The organism is Sphingomonas sp. 3P27F8, assembly GCF_005502745.1.
GTDB lineage: Bacteria > Pseudomonadota > Alphaproteobacteria > Sphingomonadales > Sphingomonadaceae > Sphingomonas.
Genome location: NZ_SCNL01000009.1, coordinates 1 through 17,460, shown reverse-complemented (window position 1 = coordinate 17,460; position 17,460 = coordinate 1). Strand labels below are relative to the sequence as shown.

Annotated in this window: 15 protein-coding genes and 1 pseudogene; 6 read left to right on the top strand and 10 right to left on the bottom strand. The window is 65.6% G+C overall.

Annotation, left to right across the window (positions count from 1 at the left end; translation table 11 throughout):
• Positions 1–10: 10 nt before the first annotated feature.
• Positions 11–2,935: an excinuclease ABC subunit UvrA gene (gene uvrA, locus FFS35_RS11695; protein WP_137787278.1), complete on the bottom strand. Its 2,925-nt coding sequence runs from the start codon at positions 2,933–2,935 to the stop codon at positions 11–13.
• Between the two features lie 148 nt (positions 2,936–3,083).
• Here uvrA and FFS35_RS11690 point away from each other — a divergent pair, with 148 nt between their 5' ends.
• Positions 3,084–3,401 carry a hypothetical protein gene (locus FFS35_RS11690; RefSeq protein ID WP_137787277.1) on the top strand — a complete coding sequence of 106 codons (318 nt, stop codon included), beginning with the start codon at positions 3,084–3,086 and terminating at the stop codon, positions 3,399–3,401.
• Positions 3,402–3,484: 83 nt separating this feature from the next.
• Positions 3,485–3,739, top strand: coding sequence for a hypothetical protein (locus FFS35_RS11685; RefSeq protein ID WP_137787276.1), 255 nt, complete (start codon positions 3,485–3,487; stop codon positions 3,737–3,739).
• A gap of 44 nt (positions 3,740–3,783) precedes the next feature.
• Here the strand turns inward: FFS35_RS11685 and FFS35_RS11680 are convergent, their stop codons facing one another.
• The 4 genes from FFS35_RS11680 to FFS35_RS11665 form a co-directional block, all read right to left on the bottom strand.
• Positions 3,784–5,139, bottom strand: coding sequence for a porin family protein (locus FFS35_RS11680; RefSeq protein WP_137787275.1), 1,356 nt, complete (start codon positions 5,137–5,139; stop codon positions 3,784–3,786).
• Complete coding sequence (locus FFS35_RS11675) at positions 5,139–6,335, bottom strand: transferrin-binding protein-like solute binding protein (RefSeq protein ID WP_137787274.1); 1,197 nt, start codon at positions 6,333–6,335, stop codon at positions 5,139–5,141. Before FFS35_RS11675 ends, FFS35_RS11680 begins: the two co-directional genes overlap by 1 nt.
• 111 nt (positions 6,336–6,446) lie before the next feature.
• Positions 6,447–7,226, bottom strand: coding sequence for a phosphoribosylaminoimidazolesuccinocarboxamide synthase (gene purC, locus FFS35_RS11670; protein ID WP_137787417.1), 780 nt, complete (start codon positions 7,224–7,226; stop codon positions 6,447–6,449).
• 128 nt (positions 7,227–7,354) lie between these two features.
• Entirely contained in the window at positions 7,355–8,182 is an 828-nt protein-coding gene (locus FFS35_RS11665; protein ID WP_137787273.1) for an alpha/beta hydrolase, read from the bottom strand.
• A gap of 112 nt (positions 8,183–8,294) precedes the next feature.
• Between FFS35_RS11665 and parC the strand changes: the two genes are divergently transcribed.
• Both parC and FFS35_RS11655 read left to right on the top strand, forming a co-directional pair.
• On the top strand, positions 8,295–10,532 hold the full coding sequence (gene parC, locus FFS35_RS11660) for a DNA topoisomerase IV subunit A (protein WP_137787272.1): 2,238 nt from the start codon (positions 8,295–8,297) through the stop codon (positions 10,530–10,532).
• 254 nt (positions 10,533–10,786) lie between these two features.
• Positions 10,787–12,325 (top strand): bifunctional diguanylate cyclase/phosphodiesterase, encoded by a 1,539-nt coding sequence (locus tag FFS35_RS11655; RefSeq protein ID WP_249341603.1) that lies wholly within the window; start codon positions 10,787–10,789, stop codon positions 12,323–12,325.
• Here the strand turns inward: FFS35_RS11655 and FFS35_RS11650 are convergent.
• Genes FFS35_RS11650 through FFS35_RS11635 form a run of 4 tightly spaced genes read right to left on the bottom strand, consistent with a single transcriptional unit; the run spans position 12,298 to position 15,185 of the window.
• Positions 12,298–13,488: a CCA tRNA nucleotidyltransferase gene (locus FFS35_RS11650; RefSeq protein WP_137787270.1), complete on the bottom strand. Its 1,191-nt coding sequence runs from the start codon at positions 13,486–13,488 to the stop codon at positions 12,298–12,300. The two genes, FFS35_RS11655 and FFS35_RS11650, sit on opposite strands and share 28 nt — an antisense overlap.
• Positions 13,476–14,078: a CoA pyrophosphatase gene (locus FFS35_RS11645; protein WP_137787269.1), complete on the bottom strand. Its 603-nt coding sequence runs from the start codon at positions 14,076–14,078 to the stop codon at positions 13,476–13,478. Before FFS35_RS11645 ends, FFS35_RS11650 begins: the two co-directional genes overlap by 13 nt.
• The gene (locus FFS35_RS11640) at positions 14,075–14,635 is read right to left on the bottom strand and encodes a DUF1285 domain-containing protein (RefSeq protein WP_137787268.1); all 561 of its coding nucleotides are present in this window, start codon (positions 14,633–14,635) and stop codon (positions 14,075–14,077) included. The genes FFS35_RS11645 and FFS35_RS11640 overlap by 4 nt, the downstream gene beginning before the upstream one ends.
• A 37-nt stretch (positions 14,636–14,672) precedes the next feature.
• Positions 14,673–15,185: an N-acetyltransferase gene (locus tag FFS35_RS11635; RefSeq protein WP_137787267.1), complete on the bottom strand. Its 513-nt coding sequence runs from the start codon at positions 15,183–15,185 to the stop codon at positions 14,673–14,675.
• Positions 15,186–15,826: 641 nt separating this feature from the next.
• Here FFS35_RS11635 and FFS35_RS11625 point away from each other — a divergent pair.
• Positions 15,827–16,198: a dihydroneopterin aldolase gene (locus tag FFS35_RS11625; RefSeq protein ID WP_137787266.1), complete on the top strand. Its 372-nt coding sequence runs from the start codon at positions 15,827–15,829 to the stop codon at positions 16,196–16,198.
• Here FFS35_RS11625 and FFS35_RS11620 read toward each other — a convergent pair.
• Positions 16,173–17,045 (bottom strand): hypothetical protein, encoded by an 873-nt coding sequence (locus FFS35_RS11620; protein ID WP_137787265.1) that lies wholly within the window; start codon positions 17,043–17,045, stop codon positions 16,173–16,175. The genes FFS35_RS11625 and FFS35_RS11620 overlap by 26 nt on opposite strands.
• 231 nt (positions 17,046–17,276) lie before the next feature.
• Here FFS35_RS11620 and FFS35_RS11615 point away from each other — a divergent pair.
• Positions 17,277–17,460 (top strand): annotated as a pseudogene (locus FFS35_RS11615) (energy transducer TonB); the annotation flags it as partial.

The following is a 17,460-nucleotide window of genomic DNA, read 5'->3' as shown; positions in this document are numbered from 1 at the left end:
GCGGTCGCGCCTATTTCGCCATCTCCGGCTCGCGCGCGGTGCGGCGCTCCAGCAGCGGGGCGAGATAATGGCCGGTGAAACTGCCCTTCGCCGCGGCCACTGTCTCCGGCGTCCCCTCCGCGACGATCTCGCCGCCCTTCACGCCACCCTCGGGGCCGAGATCGATGATCCAGTCCGCCGTCTTGATGACATCCAGATTGTGCTCGATCACCACCACGGTGTTGCCCTGTTCGACCAGCGCGTGGAGCACCTCCAGCAGCTTGCGCACATCCTCGAAATGCAGGCCCGTCGTTGGTTCGTCGAGGATGTATAGGGTATTGCCGGTGGCACGGCGCGACAGTTCCTTGGCCAGCTTCACGCGCTGCGCTTCGCCGCCCGACAGCGTGGTCGCCTGCTGCCCGACCTTGACATAGCCCAGCCCCACTTCCGCCAGCATCGCCATCTTGTCGCGGATCGGCGGCACCGCCTTGAAGAATTCGGCGGCGTCCTCGACCGTCATGTCCAGCACGTCGGCGATCGAAAGACCCTTGAACTTCACCTCCAGCGTCTCGCGATTGTAGCGCGCCCCGTGGCACACGTCGCAGGTGACATAGACGTCGGGCAGGAAGTGCATCTCGATCTTCAACACGCCATCGCCCTGGCACGCCTCGCACCGGCCACCTTTCACGTTGAAGCTGAAGCGGCCGGGCTTGTAGCCGCGCGCCTGTGATTCCGGCAGACCGGCGAACCAGTCGCGGATCTGGGTGAAGGCGCCGGTATAGGTCGCCGGGTTCGATCGTGGCGTGCGACCGATCGGGGATTGATCGATGTCGATCACCTTGTCGAGATGCTGGAGCCCGGTGATCCTGTCATGCTTGCCGGCCAGGATGCGCGCGCCATTGAGCTGACGCGCGGCCGAGGCATAGAGCGTGTCGATCGTGAAGCTTGATTTGCCCGAGCCGGAGACGCCGGTGATGCAGGTGAAGGTTCCGAGCGGGATGCTCGCCGTCACCCCGCGTAGATTGTTGGCTGCGGCGTTGTGGACGGTAAGCTTCTTGCCGGATCCCTTGCGCCGCTTCGCCGGCACGGGCACCGCGCGGGTGCCGTTGAGATAATCGGCGGTGACCGATCCGGTCGATTCCAGCAATTCCTGAAGCGTGCCCTGCGCCACGATCTCGCCGCCGCGCACGCCCGCGCCCGGCCCCATGTCGATCACGTAATCGGCGGTGCGGATCGCATCCTCGTCATGCTCCACCACCAGCACGGTGTTGCCCAGATCGCGCAACCGGCGCAGCGTGGCGAGCAGCATGTCATTGTCGCGCTGGTGCAGCCCGATCGACGGCTCGTCCAGCACGTAAAGCACGCCGGAAAGCCCGCTGCCGATCTGGCTGGCGAGGCGGATGCGCTGGCTCTCTCCGCCCGACAGCGTGCCGGACGTGCGATCGAGATTGAGATAATCCAGCCCGACATTGTTGAGGAAGCCGAGCCGCTCCAGAATCTCCTTCAATATGCGCTCGGCGATCGCGCGCTGCTGCTCGCCGAGCTGCTCCGGCAACGCGGTGAACCATGCCAGCGCATCCACCACCGACAGCCGCGTCGCATAGCTGATATCCTTGTGCGCGATCTTTACCGCCAGCGCCTCGGGCTTGAGGCGCGCGCCGTGGCATATTTCGCACGGCTGCGAAGACTGATACTTGCCCAGCTCCTCACGCATCCATGCGCTTTCCGTCTGGAGCAAGCGACGATTGAGATTGCCGATCACGCCTTCGAACGGCTTTTTCACGTCGTAGGACTTCTTGCCGTCCACGAAGGTAAGCGTGACCGGCTTTCCGCCGGTGCCGTGCAGGATGATCAGCCGAACCTCCCCGGGCAGATCCTTCCACGGCGTCTCGAGACTGAAACCGTAGGCACGCGCAAGGCTGCCCAGCACCTGCATGTAATATGGCGAGGGCGGGTTCGATTTCGCCCAGGGCACGACGGCGCCCTTCTTCAGGCTGAGGTCATGGTTCGGGACGACCAGATCCTCGTCGAAGATCAATTTCTCTCCCAATCCGTCGCACGCGGGGCAGGCGCCTTGCGGCGCGTTGAAGGAGAACAGGCGCGGCTCGATCTCCGGGATCGTGAAGCCGCTGACGGGGCAGGCGAACTTTTCGGAGAAGACGATGCGGTTGGCCGGGATGCCGGCGTTTTTCATCTGACCGCCGGCCGCGGCCTCATCCTCGCGCCCCGGCACCACCCCCTCGGCAAGATCGATATAGGCGAGCCCGTCGGCCAGCTTCAGCGCGGTTTCGAAACTGTCCGCCAGTCTCGTCGCGATGTCGTCGCGCACGATCAGGCGATCGATCACCACCTCGATGTCGTGCTTGTATTTCTTGTCGAGCGCCGGGGCCTCGTCGATCTCGTGCATCTCGCCATCGATGCGCACACGGGTGAAGCCGGCCTTCTGCCATTCGGCCAGCTCCTTGCGATATTCGCCCTTTCGCCCGCGCACGACCGGCGCGAGGAGATACAGCCGCGTGCCTTCGGGCAGGGTCATCACCCGATCGACCATCTGGCTGACCGTTTGCGCGGCGATCGGCTCGCCGGTAACGGGCGAATAGGGAACTCCGACCCGCGCCCACAGCAAGCGCATGTAATCGTAGATCTCGGTGACGGTCGCGACGGTGGAGCGCGGGTTGCGGCTCGTCGTCTTCTGCTCGATCGAGATCGCCGGGCTCAGCCCCTCGATATGATCGACATCCGGCTTCTGCATCAGTTCCAGGAACTGGCGCGCATAGGCCGAGAGCGACTCGACGTAGCGGCGCTGACCCTCGGCATAGATCGTGTCAAAGGCCAGGCTCGATTTGCCCGATCCGCTGAGCCCCGTGATCACCGTCAAGGTATCCCGCGGGATATCCACCGCGACGTCCTTCAGGTTGTGCTCGCGCGCGCCGCGGACGGAGATATGAGTCAGCATGAAGGATGTTCTACTTCTGTTCGGGGAAGCTTTCCAGCCCCGGCGAGATGGGGGCGGCGGCCGGCCGCGACAAGGCGCGCCGCGGGGCTGGTGCATCGGCCAATGTGTATTATATTGGTGGCACACAGGGCTGGCGCAGGATCGTATCATGGCGAAGAAGGACAGCAAGAAGGGAAAGAAAATCCCCAAGAAAATTGGCGGAGTGAAGATTCCCAAGGAACTGCGACACGCGGGCGAGGCGCTGCTCGACAAGGCTAATTCGCCCGCGGGGCGGGAATTGCTCGCCTCCGGGCTCACGATGGCCGCCGCCGCAGCGGCAGCGGCCGCGATGAAGCAGCGGGCGAAGGCCGAGGCAGTCAAGCCGGGTGACCCGGGCATCTTCGATCCGCAGCGTGTCGCCGACAAGGTGGGCGATGTAGCGGAGGTGGTGCTCGATCGACTGTTCGGCACGAAGAAGTCGACGTAACGATTACCGCGATTTCATCCGCCGGACGCGATCGCGTCAGGCGCCGGAGGGCAAAAGCACGGCACCTTTTTTAGGAGGAAGTCATGACCCAATCGAAGATCATGCTCGCGGCGGCTGCCGGAGCGCTCGCGCTCAGTGGCTCGCCGGCGCTGGCCAAGGGCTGTATCCGTGGCGCGGTCGCGGGCGGCGTCGCCGGGCATTATGCCGGCCACCATGCCATCGCCGGCGCGATGGCGGGCTGCGCGGCCGGGCATTATTACTACAAGCACAAGGCCAATGTCGCCGCGCAGAAGCAGGCGCAGGCGGCGCATCCCGGCGCGGCGCCGGCGCACCAGTAAGTGATGATCGGCGGCGCGCTCCCTGCCGGAAGCGCGCCGCCTCGTCAGAAGTAGCGCGCGATCGCGAAACGGAAGCGCGTGCGGTTATTGGCGTAGAGCGGCAGGGTCGAATCCATGCGGCTCCAGGTCACGCCGATCGTTGGCGAGAACCCCTTCCAGTTGAAGGCCCGGTTTCCGACGGTCGCGCGTAGCGAATAGCGCCAGTCGTGGCGCGGATCGGGCGAGAAGATCGTTATCGGTGCATCATAGAGCGCACGACTGAGCGATCCACCGAAAGCGACATTGAAACCCGCCGGAAGTTCACCGCCGATGCCCGTGAGCAGCCCCACCTCGACGCTGGAATAGGGGGCGGCGCGGAAGGAATCGCGGCGCACGAACACACCGCCCGACGCGACGATCGACCGTGCGACGACGCGTTCATACGTCGCATAAAGACCCGATTGCCAACCATTGTAATTATTGTCGAAAGGCGACGCGGTGTGGCGGATGTCGAGCTGCACGCCGACGCGCGAGGCGGAATCGAGATCGATCTCCGCGCCGCCCTTGACCCCGAATTGGCGGGTGATGAGATGCTGGCCGAAAACGCGATCGGCGCCCACAGCCTGCATCCGTACCCTGAGGGTCTGGCTGAGCGCCACTTCAGCGCCGCCTGCAATTTCATAAGAGAAGTCGTTGAAACGACTGTCGCTATAGACTGTCTTGGAGGCATCCAGATCGCCGAGGATGCTGACGCCCCCGCCAACCGGCAGCTTCAGCCCGCTTTCGATCGTCGCGAAATGCCCGGTGCCGGAGCGAGCGCGCGCGTCGGGGCTGAGGGCGAGCGGGATCGCGAGCGGGCCGAACAGGACGGTCACGCTGTCCGCGCCTGTGGCATTGTTGATATTGGTATCGGGCGCGAAGCCGCCGTCGATATTGAGCGTCCACGCCCGTTTCGAGCGGATCACGTTGCGCGCCAGGCGGATTGTGCGCAGGACGTCCGGCGGCAGATCGCGATCCGCCTCGGCGAGCCGAAACTCCCGGTCGGCCGACTGCGTCTGGCCCATCGCGAACAGGGCGCGCGCCAGTTCCAGCCTGACGCGGGTCTGTTTTGGATCATTGACCAGAATGGCGCGGAACATCTCCACCGCGCGCGGCAGGTCGCCCGTCTGCTCCGCGATATAGCCGGTAAGGAAACGATAGTGGAAGGTAAGCTGCGGGATGCCCGCCAGCGCCTCCACCATCGGCTTCGCCTCGGCATAGCGCTTCGCCGAAACGAGCTTCTGCACCTCGTCGAGCAATTCGCCCGGCGAAAGGCGCGCCTTGCAGGTATGCGCGACGCACTGGTCGATCAGCGCCTGCGCGGCCGCCGGGAGCGGGGCGAGGGCCGTCGCCAGCAGCGCAAGCGCCGCTGGCTTATGCATCACTTCTTGCCCGTGTAGGCGCCCAGAATATCGATCCGCTGATCCGGCGTGCCGCCAACGATGCGGAAGCCGCCGCCAATTTCCTGCGCCGCCGGCCCGAAGAACGCGCCGTCGAGGCTGGAGCCTGCGATGGACACCGCATAGGCCGTGCCGCCGGGCGTGGTGAACTTGGCGTCGCCCACAGTGCCGGTGAAGCCGCCCTTGTTGACCAGATCGATCGTTCCCGAACCATGGGCGACAAACGTCGTGCCCGCCGGCAACACCGTGTTGCCATTGGTATAGGCATCGAGCGCCGCGGCAGAGACGGTGCCGTTGAAGGTCGAGCTTACCGAGAGCTTCGCGAAATCGATGGTCGTGGTGTGCGAGCCGGTGATCCACTGGAAATAGGTGGAGGCGAGCGGATCGTTATCGATCAGCGGGTTGAACACCATCGTCGCCAGCATGTCGCCGGCGTAGCTTGCGCTGCCCGTTTTCGGGACGACCGAATTATCGCTTCGTTCGCCATAGGCGAAGACGGCGCGATCAAGCGAATAGCTGTTCTCGAGATAGGTTGCGTTGGTGGCCGAATCGGTAATCTTGGTGGTGCCGAGCGTGTTGCGGACATAGCCCGCATAGGTGACGTACTGGGTTGTCGTGCCCGGCTTCTGATAGAAGAAGGTCTGTACCTGAGAGCTGAAGCCGTCATTGCCGACGACATAGTGACTCGTGTCGCCGGGATTCAGGATCGGTCCGCTGCTCGAGCCGGACTGAAGATACTGGATCGCGGCGGCGTCCGGCAATTGCGGCACGCCGTTCTGGGGCTGGACCAGGCCGCCGAAATTGGTGCGATGCGCGGGATCCTGGAAACGGTTCGTGCCGGTCGATACGCTTGCCTTGGTGCGGTTGACCGTCACTTCGAAGATCGCGTCCCGCGGATTGTACGATACCGTGATGCCGCTGTCGCGCGCGCTGTTGGCGTCGCCCGCGTAAAGCTCGCTATACTGGGAATTGCCGTCCGAACGGGTCTTGTATTCGAAATGCTGCGCGCCGCCGATCGCGTCATAGGTCTTGGTGTCGACCGGATTGACGAAAGTCCCGGTGGTGCCCGAGCCGGAGCCGCCGGCGTTCACGGCGCCGACACTGCCAGCAGACTGCGGTCCGGCGCCGCCGCAAGCGGTCAGCGCGGTGGCGGAAGCAAGAACGATGAATTTGCGCATGGTGACGGGCCGTCCCCCCAAGATTGGTTCGGGCGGAAGGTAACCGTGCGTGGTTAAGAGAAGGTCAACGCCGTCTGTTATCGAATGCCGTCGGGCGCATTTGCGGAACAGCTATTTCCCGCGCCGCTTGCGGTGAGATTCCAGATCCAGCACGGCCGAATCCTCGCCCTCCGGCAAAAGGCCGAGCCGACGCGCGACTTCCTGATAGGCTTCCGCCTCGCCGCCCAGGTCGCGGCGGAAGCGATCCTTGTCGAGCTTCTCGTTGGTCGTCATATCCCAAAGGCGGCACCCATCCGGGCTGATCTCGTCGGCCAGGATGATGCGGCCGAAATCATTGTCCCAGATGCGGCCGAATTCGAGCTTGAAATCGACCAGCCGGATGCCGACCGCTGCGAACAGGCCGGAAAGGAAATCGTTGATGCGGATCGCCAGGTCCGCGATGTCGTGCATCTCTTCCTGGCTAGCCCAGCCGAAGGCAGCGATATGCTCGTCGGTGATCATCGGATCGCCCAGCGCGTCGTCCTTGTAATAATATTCGAGGATCGTGCGCGGCAGGCGCGTGCCTTCCTCGATGCCCAGGCGCGTGCTCAGCGAGCCCGCGGCGACGTTGCGCACCACCACCTCGACCGGAATGATCTCAACCTGACGAATAAGTTGCTCGCGCATGTTGAGACGGCGTATGAAGTGGGTCGGCACGCCGATATGATCGAGCAGCGTGAAAATATGCTCGGAAATGCGGTTATTCAGGACGCCCTTGCCGTTGATGGTGCCCTTTTTCTGCGCGTTGAAGGCGGTGGCATCGTCCTTGAAATACTGGATGAGGGTGCCCGGTTCCGGGCCCTCGTACAGGATCTTCGCCTTGCCCTCGTAGATCTGCCGCCGCCGCGCCATCGCCAGTTCCTCGAAAATAAACAGCCCCGGCGACGCGTGCCGCGCGGCCGGGGCGGGAATCCGTTCCGCGCTATAGGGGAAGGGGTTAGCGGGCGCAATCAGCCCGCCGGCGCCTGCGCGTGCCTGGCTCAAAGGGCGGCGAGAATCAGTCGCTTCGCGGCGCCCCAGGCGGCGGATTCCGGGGCGATCAATTCGACGTGGCCAGTCGCCGGAATCGTGTGCAGCGCGACGCGATCGCCGGCATCAGCGGCGCGGGCGACATAGTCCGCGGCGAAACGATAGGGGATGATCGCGTCTTCGCGGCCGTTGACGAGATCGTGCGGCACACCCAGCGGCAACAGTGGCGGGATCGAGGTGTCCGCGAAGGGGGCGGCGCGATCGGAGCCGACAAGCCGCTCGATCACCTCCACGCCGCAGCCATTGTCCGGGCTGGTGGCAGTCGCTTCCAGATCGGGCAAGCCGCCGAGGCATATGACATGCGCGATCGGCAATGGCTCGGTTCGATGAAGCGGGCTCGCCGGGGAGAGCCGCGGTCGAGCGGCGAGCCACAGCGCGAGATGGCCGCCGGCCGAGTGACCCACCGCCACAACCCGGCGCAGATCGAGACAATACGCCGCCGCGTGATCGCGGAGCAGATCGACGGCGCGGCCGGCATCGTCGAATGTGCCCGGATAACCGCCGCCGGGCCTGTCCACGCCGCGATAATCGATGTTCCATACGGCGATGCCGGCGGCGCGCAAATCGGCGGCGATCCAGTCCATCAGGGTCCGGTCGGCGATCGACGTCTGCCAGCAGCCTCCGTGGACCATCACGACCGCCGGGTGCGGCCCGTCGTCAGCAGGCAGCCACAGGTCCACTTTCTGGAACGGATCGGCACCATAAGCAATCGTCGCATCCGGCGCGGGGCGCGGGCGTGCGACGAGATCGGGCCAGGTCAGGAGTCGCGGCGAGGGCATGTCCGGCCGGACCATAACGATCCGGCGGCGTTTGTCGCGCGGGCAAGCCGGCGAACGTGCGTGCGTCGCGCGCTGGCATCGCAACGACGGCGCTGCTAACGCCTGCTCCCTCATGGCCACCGACTTCGCAGAACCGCCGATCGGCATCCTCGACGCGCCGTTCGACAGCGCGCTTTCCGAACGCTACCTCGTCTATGCCCTCTCCACGATCACGGCGCGGTCCCTGCCGGACGTGCGCGACGGGCTGAAGCCGGTGCATCGTCGCCTGCTGTGGGCGATGCGGCTGCTGCGGCTCGATCCCAGCTCCGGCTACAAGAAATGCGCGCGCGTCGTGGGCGACGTGATCGGCAAATATCATCCGCATGGCGACCAGTCGGTCTATGACGCGATGGTGCGGCTCGCCCAGAGCTTTGCGCTGCGCTATCCGCTCGTCGACGGGCAGGGAAATTTCGGCAACATCGACGGCGATAACGCCGCCGCCTATCGCTACACCGAGGCACGGCTCACGCAGGTCGCGATCGATCTGATGGACGGGCTGGACGAAGACGCTGTCGCGTTCCGCCCGACGTACAACGGGGAGGAGCAGGAACCCGAGCTGTTTCCCGGCATGTTCCCCAATCTGCTCGCGAACGGCGCGAGCGGCATCGCGGTGGGCATGGCGACCTCGATCCCGCCGCATAACGCCGCCGAGCTGCTCGACGCCGCGATCGCGCTGGTCGACAATCCGGCGACCGATCCGCTTACCTATGTGCAGGGCCCGGATTTCCCCACCGGCGGCCTGATGGTCGACGGGGCGGCGGCGGTTCGCGAGGCTTACGCCACCGGGCGGGGCAGTTTCCGGGTGCGGTGCCGCTGGACGGTGGAGCGCGAGAAGGGCGGCGGCTGGCAGATCGTCGTGAGCGAAATTCCCTATGGCGTTCAGAAGGGCAAGCTGATCGAGCAGATCGCCGCGCTCATCAACGACAAGAAGTTTCCAATTCTGTCCGATGTGCGTGACGAAAGCGATGAGGTCATCCGCCTCGTGCTGGAGCCGCGCAGCCGCACCGTCGATCCGCAGGTGCTTATGGACGGCTTGTTCCGCCTGTCCGATCTCGAAACCCGCGTCCCGCTCAACCTCAACGTGCTCGACAGGACGCGCACGCCGCGCGTGATGAGCCTCACGGAGGCGCTGGAGGCGTGGGTCGAGCATCAGTTCGTCGTGCTGCGCCGCCGCACCGAGCATCGTCTCGCCAAGATCGCCGACCGGCTGGAACTGGTCGCCGGGTATATCATCGCGTTTCTCAACCTCGATCGGGTGATCGAGATCATCCGTACCGAGGATGAGCCAAAGCCGGTGATGATGGCGGAATTCCAGTTGACCGACCGGCAGGCGGAGGCGATCCTCAACATGCGGCTCCGCTCGCTGCGTCGGCTGGAGGAGATGGAACTGAAGCGCGAACAGGATGCGCTGACGAAGGAGCAGAGCGAGTTGCAGGCGCTGCTCGGCTCCGACGCGCGGCAGCGGACGCGGATGAAGAAGGAGCTGACGAAGGTCCGCGATCGCTACGGGCCCGAAACGGCGCTTGGCAAGCGCCGGACGACGATCGAGGAGGCCGCCCCCGCGCGCGAGATCCCGCTCGAGGCGATGATCGAGCGCGAGCCGATCACGGTGATCCTGTCGCAGCGCGGCTGGATCCGGGCGATGAAGGGCCATGTCGACCTCGCTTCCGCCGATACGCTCAAGTTCAAGGAAGGCGACGGCCCGGCCTATGCCTTTCACGCGCAGACTACCGACAAGCTGCTGCTGGCGGCTGAGAACGGCCGCTTCTACACGTTGGCGGCGGACAAGCTTCCCGGCGGTCGCGGATTTGGTGAGCCGGTGCGCGCCACGATCGACCTGGATGGCAATGTCGGCATCGTGGCGTTCATGAGCGCGACAAGGCTTGGCAAGCTGCTGATCGCGGCGAGCGACGGTCGCGGCTTCGCCGTCGCCGCGAGCGATGTGATCGCGGAAACGCGCAAAGGGAAGACGGTGATGACACCGCGCCCGGGCGCGAAGCTGATGCTGGTCAGGCCGATCCCGGACGGTGCGGATTATGTCGCTGCGATCGGGGACAATCGCAAGATGGTGGTGTTCCCGCTTTCCGAACTGGCAGAGATGACGCGCGGGCAGGGCGTGCAGTTGCAGCGTTACCGCGACGGCGGGCTCTCCGATGCGGTTGCGTTCCGCTACGCCGATGGCCTGAGCTGGTCCATGGGGGGCGAGAGCGGACGCGTGCGCACCGAGAGCGATCTCTCCCCCTGGCGCACCGCGCGGGGTGCGGCCGGCCGGATGCCGCCGACGGGCTTTCCGCGCAACAACCGATTCTGAGGCGTCCTTCAGAATTCTCGGTCAAATTATTGAATTATATTTAGATCCATCGGAATTCAGCGCATCGAGCGGGGACGCATTGTAAATTTAGGTCATCCTTAACGATCGGTGTGCCACATCGATCGTGAATGTTGACCGGGGCAGCCTTTGCGAACGCCATGCCCGCTGTGATGCCCGCGGGCATGACGGCGGCCGAGGGGGCGCTTGAACTGCTGCCGATCGCGGCGGTGATGGTCGGCTTCGACGACGGGCGCATGGTGCGCGAGATGCCGAACACGGCGTATCGCCGCCTTGGGCTTGATCGCGCGCTCATGGAAATCGGGCCACGGGTCGCCGCCTTTCTTGATCTGGGCGAGCACCGCGCGGAATTCACCTGGGACATCGGCGATTCGGTTGAGCAGCGCCACTTCACGGTGACGCTGGCGCGCATCGCGTTTCGGGCCGAGCCCCGGTGTCTCGTCACCTTCGTCGATCACACCGGCGAATTGCGCACGGAGCAGAATCTCCGTCGCGAGATGGCGACCGACAGCCTCACCGGCCTGCCCAATCGCAGCGGTTTCGGCGACATGCTCGAAACGGTAATCGCGTCGGGCAACAGCAATTATGCCGTGATGGTGGTCGATCTTGACCGCTTCAGCCGGATCAACGCGTGCCTCGGCAGCATGGCCGGCGACGAGTTGCTGATGGCGCTGGCGCGCCGGATCAAGGGCGCATTGCGCGTGCGAGACATGCTGGCGCGGACGGGGGGCGACGAGTTCGGCATTCTGCTGTCGCTCGATGACAGCCGCGATGAGGCGGAGCATGTCGCAAAACGCATCCGCGCGGTGCTTTCGGCACCTTTCCGCCTGAGCGATTATGAAATCCATGTTTCCTGCTCGATCGGCATCGCCTTCGTCGACGAGACCGTGAACGAGGCGGAAGACGTGATCCGCCACGCGCAGTTCGCGGTGAAGCGCTCGAAACACAGCGGTCAGGCGGAGGCATATCAGAATCAGGCGTTCGTGCGCGCGCGCGAGGAGTTTGCGCTGGAGACGGCGTTGCGGCGGGCAATCGAGGAATCTCAGCTCACGCTGCACTATCAGCCGATATGCGACCTTGCGACGGGAAGAATTGTCAGCTTCGAGGCCCTGGCACGCTGGACGGATCGCGACGGGGTGCCACAGTCGCCCTCGACATTCATCCCTGTTGCCGAGGAATCGGGGCTGATCGTACCTTTGGGCCGCTGGGCGATTGACGAGGCGGTACGGACGCTCGCCTCGTGGGATCGGCGCAGCGGCGGGGATTGCGGCGTTTCCGTCTCGGTGAATCTTTCCGCGATCCAGCTGCAGCGCGACGCGGTGGCGCCGATCGTTGCCGCCGCGCTCGATCAACATGGGCTGCCCGGCCACCGGCTGCGGCTGGAACTGACCGAGAGCGCGCTCGTCGCGGAGCCGGACCGGATCGCGCGGGTGCTGCACGCGCTGAAGGCGCTGGGCACAACGATTGCGATGGACGATTTCGGGACCGGCTATTCCAATCTCGCCTATCTCCAGAAGCTGCCAATCGACATCCTCAAGATCGACCGCAGCTTCGTCACGGGCATGCTGGCCGATCGCGACAAGGTGGCGATCGTGCGCGCAGTGCTGGGCCTCGCGGCCGCGCTCAATATGCGCACCGTGGCGGAAGGGATCGAGGCGGTAGAAGTGGGCCAGACGCTCGCCGCGCTGGGCTGCACCTGCGGGCAGGGCTATGCCTATTCGCGACCGCTGGAGGGGGACGCGGCTTATCAGTTGCTGCGCGAAAGCAACAACTGATCGAGTATCGCGACGGTGGCGGCTTCATCCGGAAAGCCGCGCGCGATCCATTCGCTCTCCACGGCGCGGAGCAGGCCCGCGACCTCCGGCCCCTTAGCCACGCCGCGCGCGACGATCTCGCCGCCGCCGATCGGCAATCGCGGCGGCTCCCAATCTGTCAGCGCCGCGACGCTTCGCCCCGCCAGCAGCAGCCGATCGGTCGCGATCACCGGGCCGACGCGATAGGCAAGCGCGCGCGGGCCTTCGTCGCCGGGGCCGTCGTGCGCCGCGCGAAGGCGTTTGCGATCGGCATTCGAGAGTTTGAGGCGCGCGCCCACATCTTCGGTTTCGCCCGGCTTCAGCAGCGCGGCGAGCCGGCGGATCGCATCCGGCGCGATCCCTTCGGCCTTCTCGCGCGCGGCGAGCGCCGCCAGCGGGGAGACGTCCGTGATCTCCGGCAGGACCGGGCGGAAGATGCCACGCTCGATCATCAGCGCGATCACCGGCACCGCATTCTTCGCCACCAGCAGCCGTAGCAGCTCCGCCGCGATCCGCTCGCGCGACAGCGCCATCAGATCGTTGGCGCGATCGGTGCAGGCGGCCAGCCCCGCCGCATCGATCTCATCGCCGAAACGCGCGTGAAAGCGGAAGAAGCGCAGGATACGCAGGTGATCCTCGGCGATCCGCTGGTAGGGATCGCCGATGAAGCGCACGCGTCCGGCACGAAGATCGTCGAGCCCGCCGAACCAGTCGAAGATTTCGCCTGTGCGCGGATCGGCATAGAGCGCGTTCATCGTGAAATCGCGGCGGGCAGCATCCTCGCGCCAGTCGTCGGTGAAGGCGACAGTGGCGCGTCGGCCGTCGGTGGCAAGGTCGCGCCGCAGCGTCGTCACCTCCACCACAGTGCCGCTCGAGACGGCGGTTATCGTGCCGTGATCGATGCCGGTGGGGATCGCCTTGATTCGCGCCCGCTCCAGCCTCGCAATCACCTCGTCCGGCGCGTGGCGCGTGGCGATATCGATGTCCGCCACGGCCAGGCCGAGCAACGTATCGCGCACGGCGCCGCCGACGTACCGCGCCTCGCCGTCGTTCGCGCCGAGCGCGTCGGCAATTCGGTCAAGCCCCGGCAGGTCGCGCCATGCGGCCGGCGGCAGGGTGCCCGGTTCGTGGTTCAGCTCGCCCATCTCAGCCGTCGCGCGAGGTTGACGATCATCGCAGCGGTCGCGCCCCAGATACGGTGCCCTTCCCAGTTGATCTCGTAATAATGGCGCTCATGCCCCTGCCACTCCACCGTCGCCTCGACGTGATTGGCGGTATCGAGCAGGAAATCCAGCGGCACCTCGAACACCGCCGCGACCTCGGCCGCATTGGGCACCAGCCGCAGATCGGGCGGGACAACGGCGATCACGGGCGTGACGATATAGCCGGTTACGGTGCGATAGCTGTCCACCGTGCCGATCACCGACACCACGGCGCGGGGCAGGGCGATTTCCTCCTCCGCCTCGCGCAGCGCCGCCGTTATCACATCCTCGCCGGGATCGACGCGGCCACCGGGAAACGCGACCTGCCCGGCATGGCGGCGCATGGTTTCGGGCCGACGCGTCAGGATAACGCCGGGGCGTGGGCGATCGGTGACGGGTACGAGCACGGCGGCGGGGCTCATCCGATCGTCCGGCCCGAGATCCAGTTCCGCGCGGTCGCCGGTCAGCAATACCGGATGCTCGCCCTGACCAGCGATCAGCGCGCGGTGAAGGCGATCGGCAAGCGAGCTCAAGCGATCAGCGGGAAGAAGCTTCCCGCGCTCCAGATGCCGGGCGGTTCGTCGTCACCGGCCAGCGCTCGCTCCGCGAGATCGTAATAGACCGCGCGCGTCACCAGTGCCTCTAGCCCGCCACGGACGAGCAGATAGGGGTGGGGGCCGTCGTCGTGCTCGACGAAGCGCAGCGGGTGATCGGCCGACGCGGTGACGAGATCGCCCGTATTCAGGCGAAAGGCGAGCGTGGCATCGCGCCCCTCGCCCTCGGCCTTCATCTCGACGGCGACGAACGGCGCGTCCTCCACCGCGATGTCGAGCTTTTCGGCGGGGGTCACCAGCACATAGCCGCCATCCGGTTCGCGTCGCAATATGCGGCTGAAAGCGCGCACCATCGCCTGCCGCCCGATCGGCGAGCCCTGATGATACCAGGTGCCGTCGCGCGCGATCCGCATCTCGCTGTCGCCGCAATGCGTCGGGTGCCAGCGCTCGACCGGCGGCAGGCGATCGCCCTCCGCCAGCCGCGCGATGTCGGCGATCGTCAGCGTTTCGAAATCGGGTGGCGGCGCCATCGGCATTGCCTGCGCGTAGGGGAGGGCGCGGCGCCCGTAAAGGTCAGGCGGAAACCGCGATGCGCGGTCCGATCGTGCCGTCCGCCGCCGGCACCCGCTCGCCGCGCGCGAGGAGCCGGTGGCGCTCGACCGGCCCGGGGAGGCGCCAGCCGGCGGTGCGTTCGGCGGAGAAGCCGAAGAAGCGGCCGTAATATTCGGGGTCACCGATCAGCATGATCGCGCCATCCAGCCCCGCGCGTGCCGCCGCGTCGAGGCAGGCGGACATCAGCAGCCTGCCGACCCCGTCGCGCTGGCGCGCCGGCTCAACCGCGACGGGGCCGAGCAGGGTGAGCGGAACGGCACGGCCGTCGTCAGCGGTGAAGGTGACCGGCCAGCATTGTATCGTCCCGATCAGCACGCCGCCGTCGTGCGCAGCGAGGCTCAGCGCCGGGATCGCGGCGGTGCCGGCGCGGAGACGATAAGCGGTGCGGCTGTGACGATCACTGCCGAAGGCTCGATCGAGCAGCGCTTCGATCGCGTCCGTTCCCGCCTGTTCCAGTGCCGTAATCTCGATCACCCGCCTTATTCCCCAATGGATGCCAAGGGCGGCGCGGATTAGCGATAGTGCGGCTGAACGCAAATGGAATGATGGCGTGAAGCTTCATGATGCTGTTCGGGCGCCTAGCCCCAGACGCGTGCGAATATTCCTTGCCGAGAAGGGTATCACGGTCGAGCGCGTAGCGATCGAGCTGCGTGAGGACGAGCAAGTCGGCGAGCCATAACTGGCGATCAATCCGCGGGGGGAGCGGCGGCGGCGTTGCAGCTCGATAATGGCGAGGTGATCTGCGAGTCGGCGGCCATCTGCCGCTATTTCGAGGGGGTGCAGCCGCATCCCGCGCCGCTCGGCGGCACGCCGTTTGAAATCGCGCGGATCCCGGCGGTCTCGCACTCGTCGATGCGCGGGATAGCGATCTCGCCACCCGTCCCTGATAGCGGGCGAGATCTATCGCTTCGCCGACATGACCGCGCCGGCGACAGTCGATTGCGCGCGAACGGCGACACTTTCGGTGCCCGAATCGGCGGCCGGCCTGCGCCGCTGGCACATCGCAGCGAGCGTGCGGCCCAGCGTCGCTGCCTGATTCGCTTGCCCCGATGTCGCGGCGAGCCTAGAGGCGCCGCTTCATCCGCGCCGGCGGATCAACCTCTTGCGAGCGCGCGATGGACGATAGTCTCGAACTGGAAGTGCACGATCTGGAGGTGCCGGTGCTGACCGGCATCTATTCCGAGGAAACCCATCTTCCGCAGCCGTTGCGCATCTCTATCGGCGTGCAGCTTGATGTGTCCGCGCATTTCGCCCCGGATACGCCGCTAAGCGCATCAAAAAACTATCTCGACCTGAAGCGTGCCGCGACCACCGCGCTGCCGCCCGGCGTCCATTTCACGCTGATCGAGGGCGTGGCCGATCATATCGCCGAAACCCTGTTCATTCAGGATCGGCGGGTGCGGCGGGTCACGGTCAAGATCGTCAAGCTGGCGATTGCCGAGGCAGGCGAATCCATCGGAATCACCCTGGTGCGCTACCGCCGTTGAGCTGGCGACGGCACGGCCCCAGTCGCTCCAGCACATATCGATAATCCTCCCGCGCCTGCGCAGCGTCTGTTGCCGAGAGTGAAGCTGTGCTGTCGTCGCCAAGATCGCGCGGCAGGCCACAGGCGAGCCGGTACCAGAGCAAGGTATCCGGCTTGGGCGGGGCGGCGGAATCATCAATGATCTCGGACAGCGCGACCGCCCAGCGTGGCTGCTCTCCCGGGCGGCGCAGGATCGATAGCGAAACGGGGCGATGATCGGCTGTGCGCAGGAATATCTGCGTCTCGCCTTCGCCGGGCAGTGAGCCGGCGACATGGAAGGCGCTGCCGATGCCGGTCACTGCCGGGGGGGCATCGCTCGCCAGCACCTCGCCGACGATTCGCCGTGCCAGCGCATCGCTCGCTGCCGACCAGCCGAGTTGCGCCCCTGGGGTCACAAGCTGAACCTGATCTGCGCGCCCAGGCACGGGGCGCGCAAACAAAAGAACCCGCGATTTCCTGTATTTGGGAACGCGGCCAAGCGGATCGGGGGCGGCGTCGAGCAGATAGCCGACGCGCGGGGGAATCGCTCCTGGCCCCCGGACGAGCGCGTTGACGTCCGCCTCGACGTAAAATCGCGTTGCGCCAGGAGCGACACCAAGTGCTTCGGCGGGCTTTATCTTGGCGGTCGAACGAATCGTCGCGTCAATGACGAGCGGACTGGCGATCACCAGATCGGCCATGTCGGCATAGGGCGGCGCCGCGGAATTTTCCTCCACCGCGGCCGCGCGTTGCTGCGCAACACCCGGAAAACCTACCGAAAAACTAAGCGCGGCAAGCGCAACCGCGCCAGGAAACGTAATCGATCTCATGCGTTTTCGATTACGCGATTGAGAGCTTTCGATACAGAAATAATTCTGCCATGCGGAGACTGTACGTTTGTTGCGCCAGACAAAGCGTTTGCACGCCCGGAAACGGCACGATAGGACTCGTGGCGCGTTCGGGCTTGTTCTAGCCAACGGACGTACTGGGTCGCCGGTTCGATGCGCCGGATGGGTGATCTGGCCCTAGTGGCCCTAGGGATGAGGGAGTTTCACTGCTGAATGGCCTACGCTGACCAGAAGATGAGCGGGAGCAAGGTAGTCGCGATCGTTATCGTCGCGGCGATTCACCTTGCGCTCGGCTATGCCTTCGTCACCGGCCTCGCGTACCAATACGTGAAAAAGGTGTCGGAGAAGTTAAATACGTTCGACGTTGAGGAGCCACCGCCCCCGCCGCCGGATGAAC

What these genes read in the sequence shown, in the direction of transcription:
- FFS35_RS11685 (WP_137787276.1), top strand. Translation starts at nt 3,485, where the DNA reads ATGACCCAATCGAAGATCATGCTCGCGGCGGCTGCCGGAGCGCTCGCG.
- FFS35_RS11625 (WP_137787266.1), top strand. Translation starts at nt 15,827, where the DNA reads ATGGACGATAGTCTCGAACTGGAAGTGCACGATCTGGAGGTGCCGGTG.
- FFS35_RS11675 (WP_137787274.1), bottom strand. Translation starts at nt 6,335, where the DNA reads ATGCGCAAATTCATCGTTCTTGCTTCCGCCACCGCGCTGACCGCTTGC.
- parC (WP_137787272.1), top strand. Translation starts at nt 8,295, where the DNA reads ATGGCCACCGACTTCGCAGAACCGCCGATCGGCATCCTCGACGCGCCG.
- purC (WP_137787417.1), bottom strand. Translation starts at nt 7,226, where the DNA reads ATGGCGCGGCGGCGGCAGATCTACGAGGGCAAGGCGAAGATCCTGTAC.
- FFS35_RS11665 (WP_137787273.1), bottom strand. Translation starts at nt 8,182, where the DNA reads ATGCCCTCGCCGCGACTCCTGACCTGGCCCGATCTCGTCGCACGCCCG.
- FFS35_RS11655 (WP_249341603.1), top strand. Translation starts at nt 10,787, where the DNA reads ATGGTGCGCGAGATGCCGAACACGGCGTATCGCCGCCTTGGGCTTGAT.
- uvrA (WP_137787278.1), bottom strand. Translation starts at nt 2,935, where the DNA reads ATGCTGACTCATATCTCCGTCCGCGGCGCGCGCGAGCACAACCTGAAG.
- FFS35_RS11640 (WP_137787268.1), bottom strand. Translation starts at nt 14,635, where the DNA reads ATGCCGATGGCGCCGCCACCCGATTTCGAAACGCTGACGATCGCCGAC.
- FFS35_RS11620 (WP_137787265.1), bottom strand. Translation starts at nt 17,045, where the DNA reads ATGAGATCGATTACGTTTCCTGGCGCGGTTGCGCTTGCCGCGCTTAGT.
- FFS35_RS11650 (WP_137787270.1), bottom strand. Translation starts at nt 13,488, where the DNA reads ATGGGCGAGCTGAACCACGAACCGGGCACCCTGCCGCCGGCCGCATGG.
- FFS35_RS11690 (WP_137787277.1), top strand. Translation starts at nt 3,084, where the DNA reads ATGGCGAAGAAGGACAGCAAGAAGGGAAAGAAAATCCCCAAGAAAATT.
- FFS35_RS11680 (WP_137787275.1), bottom strand. Translation starts at nt 5,139, where the DNA reads ATGCATAAGCCAGCGGCGCTTGCGCTGCTGGCGACGGCCCTCGCCCCG.